The sequence below is a fragment of the Thalassotalea sp. Y01 genome (assembly GCF_012932945.1).
In the GTDB taxonomy this organism is placed as follows: Bacteria; Pseudomonadota; Gammaproteobacteria; order Enterobacterales; family Alteromonadaceae; genus Thalassotalea_A.
The window spans coordinates 631,464-644,904 of the sequence record NZ_JABBXG010000001.1; the positions used below are offsets into that span (position 1 = coordinate 631,464).

13 protein-coding genes are annotated in these 13,441 nt (G+C 43.4%); 5 read left to right on the plus strand and 8 right to left on the minus strand.

From position 1 onward, the window contains the following. Nucleotides 1–83 precede the first annotated feature (83 nt). Both HII16_RS02595 and HII16_RS02600 read left to right on the plus strand, forming a co-directional pair. Complete coding sequence (locus HII16_RS02595; RefSeq protein ID WP_169127192.1) at nt 84–1,370, plus strand: CinA family nicotinamide mononucleotide deamidase-related protein; 1,287 nt, start codon at nt 84–86, stop codon at nt 1,368–1,370. Nucleotides 1,371–1,555: 185 nt separating this feature from the next. Next, the gene (locus HII16_RS02600; protein ID WP_169127194.1) at nt 1,556–2,362 is read left to right on the plus strand and encodes a YggN family protein; all 807 of its coding nucleotides are present in this window, start codon (nt 1,556–1,558) and stop codon (nt 2,360–2,362) included. Between the two features lie 70 nt (nt 2,363–2,432). Here the strand turns inward: HII16_RS02600 and HII16_RS02605 are convergent, their stop codons facing one another. Next, a complete protein-coding gene (locus HII16_RS02605) occupies nt 2,433–2,852 on the minus strand; it encodes a hypothetical protein (protein WP_169127196.1) in 420 nt (139 codons plus the stop codon). Nucleotides 2,853–2,963: 111 nt separating this feature from the next. Between HII16_RS02605 and HII16_RS02610 the strand changes: the two genes are divergently transcribed. Next, a complete protein-coding gene (locus HII16_RS02610; RefSeq protein ID WP_169127198.1) occupies nt 2,964–4,166 on the plus strand; it encodes an NnrS family protein in 1,203 nt (400 codons plus the stop codon). Nucleotides 4,167–4,170: 4 nt separating this feature from the next. Then, nucleotides 4,171–5,115 carry a D-2-hydroxyacid dehydrogenase gene (locus HII16_RS02615; RefSeq protein WP_169127200.1) on the plus strand — a complete coding sequence of 315 codons (945 nt, stop codon included), beginning with the start codon at nt 4,171–4,173 and terminating at the stop codon, nt 5,113–5,115. Between the two features lie 23 nt (nt 5,116–5,138). Here the strand turns inward: HII16_RS02615 and HII16_RS02620 are convergent, their stop codons facing one another. The 3 genes from HII16_RS02620 to HII16_RS02630 all read right to left on the minus strand — a co-directional run bounded on the left by HII16_RS02620 (nt 5,139) and on the right by HII16_RS02630 (nt 7,145). After that, on the minus strand, nt 5,139–5,345 hold the full coding sequence (locus tag HII16_RS02620; protein WP_135438049.1) for a TIGR02922 family protein: 207 nt from the start codon (nt 5,343–5,345) through the stop codon (nt 5,139–5,141). 71 nt (nt 5,346–5,416) lie between these two features. Then, nucleotides 5,417–5,614, minus strand: coding sequence for a TIGR02922 family protein (locus tag HII16_RS02625; protein WP_169127202.1), 198 nt, complete (start codon nt 5,612–5,614; stop codon nt 5,417–5,419). A 190-nt stretch (nt 5,615–5,804) separates the two neighbouring features. Then, on the minus strand, nt 5,805–7,145 hold the full coding sequence (locus tag HII16_RS02630) for an FAD-dependent oxidoreductase (protein WP_169127204.1): 1,341 nt from the start codon (nt 7,143–7,145) through the stop codon (nt 5,805–5,807). A gap of 96 nt (nt 7,146–7,241) precedes the next feature. Between HII16_RS02630 and HII16_RS02635 the strand changes: the two genes are divergently transcribed. Further along, nucleotides 7,242–7,808: a GNAT family N-acetyltransferase gene (locus HII16_RS02635; RefSeq protein WP_169127206.1), complete on the plus strand. Its 567-nt coding sequence runs from the start codon at nt 7,242–7,244 to the stop codon at nt 7,806–7,808. A 26-nt stretch (nt 7,809–7,834) separates the two neighbouring features. On the opposite strand, the gene ung is transcribed toward HII16_RS02635, so the two are convergent. From ung to thrA, 4 genes are read right to left on the minus strand one after another with little or no spacing between them, the layout of a single operon-like run. Beyond that, nucleotides 7,835–8,524, minus strand: coding sequence for a uracil-DNA glycosylase (gene ung / locus HII16_RS02640; RefSeq protein WP_169127208.1), 690 nt, complete (start codon nt 8,522–8,524; stop codon nt 7,835–7,837). A gap of 6 nt (nt 8,525–8,530) precedes the next feature. Next, the gene (gene thrC, locus HII16_RS02645; RefSeq protein WP_169127211.1) at nt 8,531–9,817 is read right to left on the minus strand and encodes a threonine synthase; all 1,287 of its coding nucleotides are present in this window, start codon (nt 9,815–9,817) and stop codon (nt 8,531–8,533) included. Nucleotides 9,818–9,826: 9 nt separating this feature from the next. Further along, a complete protein-coding gene (gene thrB / locus HII16_RS02650) occupies nt 9,827–10,774 on the minus strand; it encodes a homoserine kinase (protein WP_169127213.1) in 948 nt (315 codons plus the stop codon). Further along, nucleotides 10,774–13,230 carry a bifunctional aspartate kinase/homoserine dehydrogenase I gene (gene thrA, locus HII16_RS02655; protein ID WP_169127215.1) on the minus strand — a complete coding sequence of 819 codons (2,457 nt, stop codon included), beginning with the start codon at nt 13,228–13,230 and terminating at the stop codon, nt 10,774–10,776. The genes thrB and thrA overlap by 1 nt, the downstream gene beginning before the upstream one ends. Nucleotides 13,231–13,441 lie beyond the last annotated feature (211 nt).

The following is a 13,441-nucleotide window of genomic DNA, read 5'->3' on the forward strand; positions in this document are numbered from 1 at the left end:
CCAATTAATCTATCTCTTTGTCTGTTATGATGCAGTAAGTTTGAAAAAGGTTTAAAAACAATTTTAATTTTCTGGAAGCTGATATGTTAAATGTGCAGTTATTACTCACCGGTAATGAATTAATGAGCGGTGATATTGTCGATACCAACTCGGTTTTCCTAGCTCAACAACTCAAATCTATGGGTGTTGAGTTAACGCGAAAAACAACGGTAGGTGATAATTTGCCACTGTTGGTCGAGCAGATGAAAACCCTGTCGCAAAGCGCCGACGTTGTCATTATTAATGGTGGCTTAGGACCCACTGTAGATGATATGACCGCACAAGCGTTAAGCGAGATGAGTGGTCGTACTTTAACGATTCATCCCATCGCATTAGAGCAAGTGAAAGCATGGTGCGTTAAACGTAACTACCGCCTCACCGGCCCTAATATGAAGCAAGCCCTATTGCCGATGGAATGTGACATTGTCGATAATCCAATTGGCAGCGCGCCAGGTTTTAGCTTGCGTCATAACGATTGCTTGATCATCTGTACTCCAGGTGTACCTCGTGAGCTTAAAGCCATGTTTAACGAACAGATAGAGCCAATTTTAAAGCAAATGTTGCCAGACTCAGTACACGTGGTCACCGACAAAATGCAAGTATTTGGCATTGGCGAATCAGGCTTACAAAAAATGATCAATGAATCATTTCCCGATTGGCCGGAATCATTAGAGTTGGGCTTTAGAGCCAGTATGCCGCTGCTTGAAGTAAAGCTTACCAGCAGAGAAAAAAGCCAAAATACGTTAAGACAAATCTGGTTTAACAAATTAAAAACACTATTTGGTTCGCATTTAATCAACACAGATGGTGCCAACATACAACAAACATTAGTACAGCTGTTACAACTAAAACAGCTGCGCATGACCACGGCAGAATCCTGCACCGGTGGCCTAATAGCGGCGAAAGTGACCAGTGTTGCTGGTTCATCACAGGTTTTTGAAGCCGGTTATGTCACCTACTCGAATCAAATGAAACAAGCTATGCTCGATGTCGACGCCGAGCTTTTAGCCCAGCATGGCGCGGTGAGTGAGCCCGTGGTTATTGCTATGGCTAAGGGTGCGTTAGCTAAAAGTAATGCCGATTATGCCGTTGCCGTCTCTGGCATTGCCGGACCCGATGGCGGCAGCGATGAAAAACCCGTTGGCACGGTATGGCTTGCTTGGGGCAACAAAGATGCATTGCAAACCACTCAATTGTATTTTCCAGCTGGTCGAGCTTACTTTCAAGCCTATGTTGCTAATGCCGCATTAGATTTAATTCGTCGCGACGTGCTCGATATTGATGAAACGCCTAGATACGTTACTGAACGTCAATTACCGAAACAAAAATAAATGTTAATGAAAATGACTAATAGTTGGTAAATATCACCAGTCATTTGTCTATAAGGTTATATAACTTACATTTAAAAACATTGTAAGCACATGATTTATAAGTACATTTCACTTTATGGCACTGATATTGCTCATTAATTACTGTATATAAATATAATTAATGACTCACGGGAGAGATATTTAGCATGAAAAAATTTGTACTAGCGGGACTGACCAGCATTGCCCTGACTTCGGGTAGTGCATTTGCCCATGACGATGATAGCTACAATTTCAGCTCAGAGCATTGCTCTGTCAATGTTAATTATGGTGTGGTTGTTGAAGAGCAACACATTCGCTTTATTGATAAAGACCAAACCATTATTCAAATCAATGACGGTGACCAACTATTTGTTAAAGGCAAACAGGTTCGTCTAACCAGTGAGCAAAAACAATTACTGTCAGATTACGCCGATGCAATCAACGAGCAAGTACCGAACGTGGTCAATTTGGCCAACGAAGCCATAGGCATTGCCTTCACCGCCATCAGCCATGTCGCCACGGCGTTCAGTGGTGAAGATACAGATAATAGTGAAAAGCTGGAGAAAATCTTTGCTCGTATTGAACAAAAAGTTGCCGAACGTTTTAATAAAGACAAAGGCAGTTACTATGTCGCGCAACAAGACTTTGACGAGTTTGATCGCTTTATAGAAGATGAATTAGAAGCCGAAATTGAAGGCGTTGTGTCGAGCTTTGTCGGTGATATCCTTATTGCCGCTGGTACGGCAATGACCGAAGGTGATGGTAGCTTTGAAGAAAATATGGAAGCTTTTGGCGAGAAAATGGAAAAAATGGGTGAAGATATCGAAAGCACCGTCGAAGAGCAAGCCGAAGAACTAGAGAAACAAGCGGAAGATCTTTGTCATAACTTAAAAGAGCTGGATGATATTGAACAACGTCTAACCGACAGCGTTGACGAGCTGAACGACATTGACCTAATTAGCGTTGGTGATTAATACCTCGCAGCGTCAAAATAGCCAATAACACAAGGGAAGCATCAGCTTCCCTTGTTACTTTTTAACCCTACTACAGCACTACCTGCTGCTCAAAACGTTTACCATACCGTCCCGTATAAGCGACAATAATAGGGATACCCACCATAGTGATCACTGAAAACCAAATAGGGTGATCTATCATCATCAAACTGCTGATGGCACCAAAAAATATCAGCAAACCAACAAAGAAGGCCATCATCATGCTCGCGCCTTTGGCGATAAAGCAACTGACAATGCCACCGACAAAGGTCGCTACAAACCATGCAATGATGACGAAAACCAAAGCCCCTACTGGCGCAGTTTTCATGTATTCATTGACCTGCTGCTGACTGGTTAAATCGGCCGGCGGTGGATAAATTAGGTGTCCCAGCTGCTCTACGGAATAAACCATAAAGATGGCAATAATCCAGCCAAGAATCACCGCTAATGGATATCTTAATGATTTAGGCATGTATCCTCCTGTTTCCATTAGGTATAGCACATAAAAATTACAATTTTCAGTAACTTGATTGAGCGTAATTAGCTAAAATAGACAGTAAGTAGCTAACCGGACCTCATTAAGATGCAAATCACTGATCTCACTAAAGAACAAAATATTGCGCCATTCTTTCGATTGGGCTTTCGCCCATTTTTTACTTTAGGTGCATTTTTCAGCTGCCTTGCCTTAATTGTTTGGGTTGGTGTGCTGTCAGGTTCATTGCATTTCGAGGTGTACGGTGGAGGCTATTTTTATCACATTCATGAAATGGTCTTTGGTTTTGTCATCGCCATCGTTGTCGGCTTCTTACTAACGGCGGTGCAAAATTGGACTGGTATTCGTTCCATTAATGGCAAGCCTTTGATGTGGCTTGTATTGTTGTGGTTTTTAGGCAGGTTGGTGATGCTTATGCCATCCTGGTTTGGTGCTACTTTAGCGGCCATTATTGATGTTAGCTTTTTGCTGGTTGCTGCTATCTATTTGGCGATTCCCATTATTAAAGTGAAGCAAACCCGCAACTTATTTTTTATTCCAATGCTGCTATTTTTTGCTTTGCTCAATGCGCTTATGCATAGCAGTATTCAAGGCTACCTCGTTATCTCATTAAAAACGTTGAGCTATGCGGTGTTGTTATTAATTACCTTGCTGATGTCAATCATGGCGGGACGGGTAACACCGATGTTTACTGCCAATGGTACTGGTACGCAAAAAGTCGCACCTTTAGCGTGGCTTGAATGGTCATGTACAATCAGCCTATTATTGCTTATTGTGGTTCACTTAACGCAAGCCAACCTAATGATAGCTAACGACATTGTTGCCACATTATTCGTTATCAGCGCCGCTTTGCAAGCCATTAGATGGCTACGATGGCGACCATGGATTACCTTATCAGTGCCGTTATTGTGGTCACTACACGCCAGTATGTTCTTTGTTTGGTTTGGCCTGTTAACCATTGGTATAGGCTTGTTTATGCAGTCCGTCGCATTAAGCCATATATGGCATTTATTGACCATAGGTGGCATGGGTGGATTGATTCTAGCGATGATATCGAGAGTAAGTCTTGGCCATACAGGGCAACCGCTAAACCCATCGAAAATAATGAGTTTAGCCTTTTTATTGGTTATTGTTGCCGCCCTAGTGCGAGGCTTCGGTCCTTGGCTGGCACCACAACTGCACATGCTGTTTATCAATTTAAGTAGCCTGTGCTGGTTAATAGCCTTTACAATATTTGTTATAAAATATGCACCTACGTTGATGCAACCACGAAAAGATGGCAGACCCGGATAAAAAAATGCGCGCTGTATTCCTAGATAAAAGCACTATAAATGACAAAATAGACTTTTCAGCAATTGAAAGCCAGTTTGACACTATTGGCTACTTTGACTGCACAGATGCCGATAAAGTGATACCACGTTGTCGATTTGCCGATGTCATTATTACCAATAAGGTAATTATAGATAAACAGGTGATGGCGCAGTTACCGCGTTTAAAACTAATTTGTATCGCCGCTACGGGTACCAACAATGTTGATTTGGTCGCCGCCAAGGCACAAGGCGTAACGGTAATGAATGTCAGTGGTTATTCCACCACAGCTGTTAGCCAATACGTATTTGCGATGTTGTTAGAGCATTTGCAAAAATCGTCAGAGTATATTGCCAACGTCAAACAAGGTCAGTGGCAAAAAAGTCCGGTATTTTGTCATTTCAGTCAACCATTTAATGAACTTGCTGGTAAAACCATGGCGATCATAGGCTATGGCACGATAGCGCAACGTGTTGCTATTATTGCTGAGGCATTTGGTATGCAGGTGCTCATTGCTGAACGCCAGGGTAGTCAATCAGTTCGTAGTGGGCGCACACCGTTTGAGCAAGCGTTAGCAGTTGCCGATGTGGTGAGCTTGCACGCGCCATTGACCGCTGAAACGGAATTGATGATCAACCAACAGACTTTGGCGATAATGAAAAAAGACGCCATTTTGGTCAATACCGCTCGTGGTGGTTTGGTTGACTCTAACGCCGTTGTTGATGCATTAAAATGTAAGCAACTAGGTGCCGCCATATTAGATGTGCTGGAGATAGAGCCACCGCCTGCAAATCACCCCTTGCTCAATAATAAGCTAAAAAACCTTTATCTAACCGCACATATTGCCTGGGGTTCTCAACAGGCACAGCAACGCTTAATTAATGGTATCGGTAAAAATATTGCAGACTTTAAAAGCAAAAACCGTGTCGAATGACACGGTTTTTTATATCAGGATGCTTACACGGCGTGCTGCATTGAGTCCGGCATTCGTTCGCCGACTTTGTTGATGATATTTAGCTCGCCTTTGTATACAGAAATAATCGACTTGCCTTGTTTATACTGCACCGGAATGATCACTTTACCTTCGTCACTGACTTCGAGATCAATAACATCATGTAAAAGTTCTAATGATACAGTTTCATAATAGATGACGGTTACTTGCATGGATTTACTACCTATCCTTAGCACTCAGTAGGAATGCATAATCTCTCGTGGTTTGCATAAAACATGCACAGTTAGCTGGCGTATTCCAACTCTAAAGGCTGATTATCGCCTTCACAAACTGCAATAATAGATTTGCCTTTTTTAAACGCTTCACAAAGTACCACTCGGCCTTGCTCGATTGTTGGGAAGTCACCCACGTGGTGATTAAGCTCTAGGGTCTCACTGTCAAAATAAATGACGGTGACATTTCTAACATTATCGCTTTTCATATCGTTGAACTCAGTTTTATCGTTATTATTTTGAGTTCCATTCTAACCATAAGTGGTTGTTTAAACACTTATATTGTCGATTCCGTTCCTCCACTACGCTAATAATTCCAAGTAAATAGGTCAAGATATTTTTTCCTAAATAAGGTCTTTTTTTCTGCGCAGTGCAGCGACATTTACGCGCTATACCCTACTACATAAAGCGATCAGCAAATTTGCCATAATGAAAATATGCCCACTGACCAACGCGACGAAACATCGGTAATGGAAACGCAGGTAATTGCGATTGATATAGCGGTATATTCGGCACCGGCTGGCCTGCCACTTTGTCCGCTAACCGTTTTCCCGCTTGCACAGAAAAACTTAAACCATTGCCACAATACCCCATCGCATAAAAGAGTCCAGGCTCGGATTCTGCCTGGCTAATATGAGGAATATCATCTAGGGTCATACAGATCCATCCTGACCAACGGTATTGATAACGAATGTCTGCTAATCCAGGGAAGCTGCGTTTAAGCTCCTGCAATAAACGCTCTGCAAAATAAGGGTCATCGGCACCTTTGCCGGTAATTGCGCCACGACCGCCAAATAATATTCGATTATCCGGTAGTTTACGGTAGTAGTATTTTAGCGCTCTGGTATCCATGATCACATTCGAGGTAACAAAATTACATGCCGCCAACTGTGCATCAGATAATGGTTCGGTGACGATAATTTGCGATAACACCGGTAAGGTTTTATTGGCAACCGCGGGATGAAAACCTTTCGGCATATAACCATTACCGGCGATAACCACATTCGTCGCAGTAATAATGCCTTGTGGGGTATGTACCTGATAGCGTGCACCGTGCTTTTGCACATCAATTGCCGGCGTATGGGTATAAATATCAACCTCAGCGTCGATTAATAGACCTTGATAGCCGAATGCCAATTTTAATGGGTTTAATCCAACACCATCTTCAAATCGTATCGCCCCATGAGCATTTTCATCGGCCATATAATTTTGATGAATTTGCGTGCGAGACAAGACATCAACATCATAGCCAAACATGGAACTTAGCAACTTAGCCTGGGCTTCTAGCTCTTGCATCTTATTGGCTTTGTGAGCGACACGAATATAACCAGGTTGCTGTAAATCGCAGTTTATGCCTTCGTTAATAAAGGCGTGCACACGTTCAACACCTTCACAGGCTTCCTGATACACCATGCGCATCACGGGATCGCCCCACTGTTGCTGCATTTTGGTCCACGACTTGCGACCCGTCGACTTTAAAATAAAACCCGCATTACGGCCGCTACAGCCCCAGGCGGTCTCATTTGCTTCAATTATTACCGGTTTTATATTGTAATCACGTTGCAAATGCAAAGCACAAGACATGCCCGTGTAACCGGCGCCTATCACCACCACGTCGGTATCTAAGTCCTGTTGCAAACGGCCTTTATTTTGCGGCGCTTTACCGCTAACACTGGCCCAGTAACTGTCTGGGTATGGTTGATGATTGGCAAGCTGGTTTTGAATAAGGGGATCGTACATGGGTTATTTGTCCTGGGTTGCGACCTAAAACTGTCGCACAAATGTGTGCAAATTTGCTATATACTATCAGGCCTTGGAATTACGACAATAGCTGATATGAAAGAAGATATTATTTATAAAGAGATGCAAGCAAGCGACTTTGACGCCATCATCGCGCTAGGCAATTTTGTCCATGGTGATGGCTATGTTGATAGCAGTAATATTCATACTTGGTATGCCAAAGGTTTAAAAAACGGCGTTAACTCAAATTATGTTGCCTATGATGGCGATAAGCTCGTCGGTTTTCGTATTACCTATGCCGCGCAACAGTTTAGCTTGGACCAATGGTACAGCCCTGATTTATGGCAAACGGATATCAGTGAAACCGCCTACTTTAAATGCAATACCGTCGATGAAACTTATCGTGGCTATGGCATAGGTTCGCGACTGCTAGAGTTGTCTATAAAGGCATTGCAAGCGCAAGGTGCCAAAGCTGGCGTCAGTCACTTATGGCGCCCAAGTCCGGGCAATAGTGCGGTAAAATATTTTACGAAATGCGGTGGACAGCTGGTCAAAGATCATCCAGGCAAGTGGAATGAAGACAGCAAAAACGGCTACAACTGTACTATTTGCGGCTATGATTGCCACTGTGTAGCCGCTGAAATGATTATTTATTTCAAGTAGTTAATTACTAAAAAGGGCGAGGGTAGTTAAAATAGCTGGCCTTGCTTTTTCACCACTTCGGGTACACGCCATTCAATAGCTTGTTTGCCTTGTTGCTGTAGATATTGATTGGCCAATGAAAAGTGCTGACAACCAAAAAAGCCGCGGTAAGCCGATAGTGGTGACGGATGCGCTCCAGATAATATGCAATGACGCGTATCATCTAGGTACTTACCTTTTTGCTGCGCATGTTTACCCCATAATATAAACACCAAATTATCAGCGTGTTCATTTAATGCGGCTATTACCGCATCGGTAAATGTTTCCCAACCAAATTTAGCATGCGAGTGAGCCTGTCCTTGACGCACCGTTAATACCGTATTGAGTAGTAACACCCCCTGCTCTGCCCAGCAAGTCAGGTTGCCGTGCTCAGGTATATCAAAGCCATTGATATCGGTTAGCAACTCTTTGTACATATTTTTTAAGCTAGGTGGTACTTTTACGCTATCTTGCACAGAAAACGCCAAGCCGTGCGCCTGTCCTGGACCATGGTATGGATCTTGGCCAAGAATGACCACCTTAACTTGCTCAAACGGCGTTAAATCAAACGCTGAAAACACCTGATTTTCAGGTGGATAAATAGCATGATCAGAGTCGCGTTCATTCGCCACCCTGCTCATTAGCTGCTTAAAATAATCCTGTTGTTTTTGCTGTTCAAGAAACTCTTGCCAATTCATGTCTTTTTAGCCAAGCAGAAAATCCCGTAGCTTAGCAAAGTCGTTGGCCATTGACACGGACAAAATCTCTTCCGTTGAACAAGCAGCTAGCTCTTTTGGTAAAGCTATCGGTGTGCCCAAAATGCTTTCAACCGTATCTTTGAATTTAGCAGGATGTGCCGTCCCTAAAAATAAGCCAAACTCATCGTCTTTAAGTTGATATTTAAGCGCTTTGTAGGCTACTGCAGCATGAGGCTCACTGATATAACCTAACTGGTTCAATTGGGTTACACCGATTTGTGTTTGCTCTTCGTCAATGGCAATACCCGCTAAATCTTGGTCATCGATAATACCCGAGGTCAGCATATGCTCTACTCGCGGCCAGTTATTTGGCTTAGAGACATCCATGGCATTAGACATTGTCGAGATAGTGTCATTTGGTAGCCACATCTTATTCTTCAAGTATCTTGGTACGGTATCATTCACATTCGTAGCTGCGACAAAACGCTTAATAGGTAAGCCCATGGCTTTGGCTAACATGGCTGCCGTTAAGTTACCAAAATTACCACTTGGCACCGATACGACAACATCATCAATGCTGCCACGTTGGCGCTTGAGCTGTGCCGCAGCTTCAAAGTAATAACAGATTTGCGCCAGCAATCTAGAAATATTGATTGAATTAGCCGAATTTAAACCAATGCTGTGTTTTAAATGTTCATCATCGAAGCTTTGTTTAACCAGCGCCTGGCAATCATCAAAACTGCCATCAATGGCTATCGTTTCAATATTGCCGCCTAACGTGGTAAACATCTTTTCCTGCAATAGACTGATTTTGCCTTTTGGATAAAGGATCACCACCTTGATATTAGTTAACCCATAAAAGGCATGGGCAACCGCAGCACCGGTGTCACCAGAGGTTGCGGTTAAAATGGTGATAGGCTTGCTGCTTTGTTGACTAAACGACTGTAAACAGTGCGCCATAAAGCGCGCACCGAAGTCTTTAAACGCCAGTGTTGGACCATGAAACAGCTCCAACGTCGCCATTTTTTCATCAATCGCTTGTACATTGGCAGGAAAGTTAAATGCGTCATTAATCAATTGCAAAAATGCATGTTTACTAAATTCATCAGCAACGAATGGGTATAAGATTTTCGCACTGCGCTCAGCCAACGGCATCGCCAATAACTCATCGATATTGTCATAACGCGGCAAATCTTTAGGAAAAAACAAACCTTGATCCTGACCCAAGCCTTGACGGACGGCATCGGCAAACGACAATCTTTGCTGTGGATGTTTTAAATTATAATACTGCATACTGTCCCCTTAAATCACTCGGGCACCTTGCTGATCCGCAAGGCAAATGTGAACAAAACCTGCATCAGATTGCAGATAGTTGTCTGTTAAATATTGTGCTAATTGCTGCGCTTTAGATAAATCTTCGCAGGCGACAAACAATGTCGGTCCTGATCCGGAAATACCAGCCGCGGCGGCACCATTTTCTAATACATATTGTTTTGCTTGCTGACATCTGGGAATCAACTCTAGTCGATAGGGTTCAGCAACAACATCGTTAATATACGACAATGCCTGTTTGTTATCCTGGCGATGACAGGCATCAATAAAGCTAGCGAGATTTTGTCCGTATTGGATCAATGTCTGCCTGCTATATTGCAAAGGTAGCACTTCTCTTGAAGCACGAGTCGACACCTCGATACCAGGGTAGGCCATAACCCAATAGATGTCGGCCAACTCGGGTAAGGTTCGAGTGATAACGCGGTCATCACTGACCATAAGTTGCAAGCCACCGAGAAAACACGGTGCGACATTATCGTAATGCAAGCTGCCACTGATTTGCGCTTCCATTTGTCCCATCATGGTGAGTAATTTACTGTCATCAAATGGCTTTTGATAATACTCATTAAGTGCAACTAATGCCGCAACAACGGAACAAGCACTCGAACCTAAGCCACTGCCAACCGGCATACTCTTGTTAAGTTGCATCGCCACAGGAGATGCCTGTTTACCTACATCTGCCAACGTATTTTCAAATAACTGTAGACAATGATAAACAATATTATCTTGATAGTTTGTCGGCAATTTATCGGCGAAATCACCGACCACCTCAAGTTGATTTTCACCTGTGGCTGAGGCCTCAATACTGACCACATCACCAAGCAATTCCCCCGATAATGGGGTGACTGCCATGCCAAGCACATCAAATCCGACACTGACGTTACCGATTGACGCTGGTGCATAAACTTTTACTGTCATTACAACTCCTGCTTCCAAGCTTGAGTGCGCAGCATATCGGCGAATACACCTGCCGCAGTAACTTCAGCGCCAGCACCATAGCCTCTTAGTACCAGTGGAATCGGTTGATAATAACGACTTAAAATCGATAAGGCATTTTCACCGTCTTTAATCGCGTATAGTGGGTGGCTGCTATCAACGGCTTCAATGGCCACCTGACATTCACCGTTACTGATTTTACCAACATAGCGCAGCACTTTGCCCTGCTCTTTGGCACTTTCAACTTTATCTTGAAAATAGCTGTCCAGCTCAGGCAAACGCTGCATAAAATCATCGACCGAGCCAGTTGAGTCAAAGTTGTCTGGCAATACCGACTCGACCTTGATGTTGTCCAGCTCCAGAGCCATACCGGCTTCGCGTGCCATGATCAATAATTTACGAGCGACGTCCATACCACTTAAGTCATCACGAGGATCGGGTTCGGTGAAGCCGTTTTGTTTGGCGATTTCGGTTGCTTGCGACAAGCTCATGCCTTCATCTAGCTTACCAAAAATATACGATAATGAGCCTGATAAAACACCGTCAAATTGCTGTAAATTATCACCGGCTTTAAAAAGGTTTTGCAACGTATCAATTACCGGCAAACCAGCACCAACATTGGTTTCATATAAAAACAGACGATTGGTTTTACGCGCATTTTCACGAATTTGGCGATAGTACTGCCAGCTGTCGGTATTAGCCTTTTTATTTGGCGTTACAACATGAAAGCCCTCAGCAAGATAATCGGCGTAATTAAGCGCCAGCTCCGCATCCGAGGTGCAATCAACCAGTACCGGATTAATCAAATGATGACTGCGGGCAAAATGCTTAACGGTATCGACACTCAGCGTTTTTTGTTCGCCTGTTAACGCCGATTGCCAGTTATCCATAGGGATACCTTGTGCATCAAACGCCATGCCTTTTGAATTGGCAATTCCGTATACGTTCAGTTCAATACCTTGTTGTTTTAATGACGCCTGCTGACGTGAAATTTGCGCTAACAATTCACTGCCAACAACCCCGCAACCGACAACAAAAGCATCAATAGTTTGTCTGCTTGAAAAGAAGTTTTGATGACATACTTTCAGTGCTTCAGTACATTTGCGTTGTTCGATGACTACTGAAATACTGCGCTCTGATGAGTCCTGAGCAATAGCGATAACGTTAACTCGCGCTTGCGCCAACGAACTAAACAACTTGCCGGCTACGCCACGCTGATGATGCATACCATCACCGACTAAGGAGACAATAGACAAATGCGATTGCATATCGATTGGTTCAAGCAATTGATTAAGTAATTCAAGTTCAAACTCTTGCTGCAGGCTTTGCTGAGCTCGATAAGCATCGGCAGAATAAACACAAAAACTAATACAGTATTCTGAAGACGATTGGCTGATCATTACCATTGAGATATTTTCTCGGCTCATGCAAGCAAATACTCGGCTCGCCATACCAACCATGCCTTTCATGCCTGGACCAGAGACGTTGATCATGGTTAGCTCATCAAGGTTTGAAATGGCTTTAACCTGCTTTTCACCCTTGTCTTCATTGGAAATCAAGGTACCCTTGGCATCAACGTTCAACGTGTTTTTAATCAAACATGGGATGTGATATTGAGCAATCGGGCCAATGGTTTTAGGATGCAATACCTTGGCACCAAAATAAGAAAGCTCCATCGCTTCTTGATATGACAAGTGCTCTAATAAGCTCGCTTCTTTAATTAAGCGCGGGTCGGCATTAAAGACACCGTCGACGTCAGTCCAGATTTCACAGCATTCCGCATTGACGCAAACACTCAATACCGCTGCAGAATAATCCGATCCATTACGACCTAGGGTGGTCAATTTTCCAGATGGGGCTACGCCGATAAAACCTGGCATTACGCTGATACGCGGTAGTTGATTGTATTTATCAACAAATTGTTGGCGTGCTAACACCAAATCGGCAACCGCATCGAGTGACGATTCATTAGTTTTTAAAAATTGCTCTGGCTCTAATACCGCAATGGTTTGTTGTTCGGTATTAAGCAACGCTTCGAGGATAGCGACGCTTAAACGTTCACCAAGACTGATCACACAAGCACGAATATGATCTGGACAATGATTCAACATCGCTGAACCCTGCATCCAACGTTTTAACTGGCCGAGACTGCGAGCTAGAGATTGGTCAGCGTGATGACGATTAAACGCCCGCTGGCCATTATCTAAATCATCAAAAATCGCGTTTACCGTTTTTTGCAAATGGTCAATTTGTTGTTCGAGAGTGTTGCTATCATCTAGGTTTTGCGTCATCGCTACCAAATGATTGGTAACGCCTTTTGGTGCTGAGACAACAACCGCAACCGGTGAATGCTGGCTTTTCGCTTCGATGATTTCGCAAACCGTATTAAAACGGTCTGCATTGGCAAGGGAAGAACCGCCGAATTTTATCACTCTCATATTGTTTTCCTCGAATTAGCCATTGTTATTAACAAGTGTGGCAAATAATTTTTGCTTTAAAAACAAAAGCCCGTGAACTTTGCAGGTCACGGGCTTTTATGTTTGAACGTTTTATTTACACGCTAGCCACTGACCTCCATTGGGGTACCAATGGTGGTGGTAATTGTAATGTTGGTCAGGTGCATAAATATTCTCATGCTTTCACTCTGCA

Coding starts and splice junctions, on each gene's coding strand:
- HII16_RS02595 (WP_169127192.1), top strand. CDS start 84: ATGTTAAATGTGCAGTTATTACTCACCGGTAATGAATTAATGAGCGGT.
- HII16_RS02600 (WP_169127194.1), top strand. CDS start 1,556: ATGAAAAAATTTGTACTAGCGGGACTGACCAGCATTGCCCTGACTTCG.
- HII16_RS02605 (WP_169127196.1), bottom strand. CDS start 2,852: ATGCCTAAATCATTAAGATATCCATTAGCGGTGATTCTTGGCTGGATT.
- HII16_RS02610 (WP_169127198.1), top strand. CDS start 2,964: ATGCAAATCACTGATCTCACTAAAGAACAAAATATTGCGCCATTCTTT.
- HII16_RS02615 (WP_169127200.1), top strand. CDS start 4,171: ATGCGCGCTGTATTCCTAGATAAAAGCACTATAAATGACAAAATAGAC.
- HII16_RS02620 (WP_135438049.1), bottom strand. CDS start 5,345: ATGCAAGTAACCGTCATCTATTATGAAACTGTATCATTAGAACTTTTA.
- HII16_RS02625 (WP_169127202.1), bottom strand. CDS start 5,614: ATGAAAAGCGATAATGTTAGAAATGTCACCGTCATTTATTTTGACAGT.
- HII16_RS02630 (WP_169127204.1), bottom strand. CDS start 7,145: ATGTACGATCCCCTTATTCAAAACCAGCTTGCCAATCATCAACCATAC.
- HII16_RS02635 (WP_169127206.1), top strand. CDS start 7,242: ATGAAAGAAGATATTATTTATAAAGAGATGCAAGCAAGCGACTTTGAC.
- ung (WP_169127208.1), bottom strand. CDS start 8,524: ATGAATTGGCAAGAGTTTCTTGAACAGCAAAAACAACAGGATTATTTT.
- thrC (WP_169127211.1), bottom strand. CDS start 9,817: ATGCAGTATTATAATTTAAAACATCCACAGCAAAGATTGTCGTTTGCC.
- thrB (WP_169127213.1), bottom strand. CDS start 10,774: ATGACAGTAAAAGTTTATGCACCAGCGTCAATCGGTAACGTCAGTGTC.
- thrA (WP_169127215.1), bottom strand. CDS start 13,230: ATGAGAGTGATAAAATTCGGCGGTTCTTCCCTTGCCAATGCAGACCGT.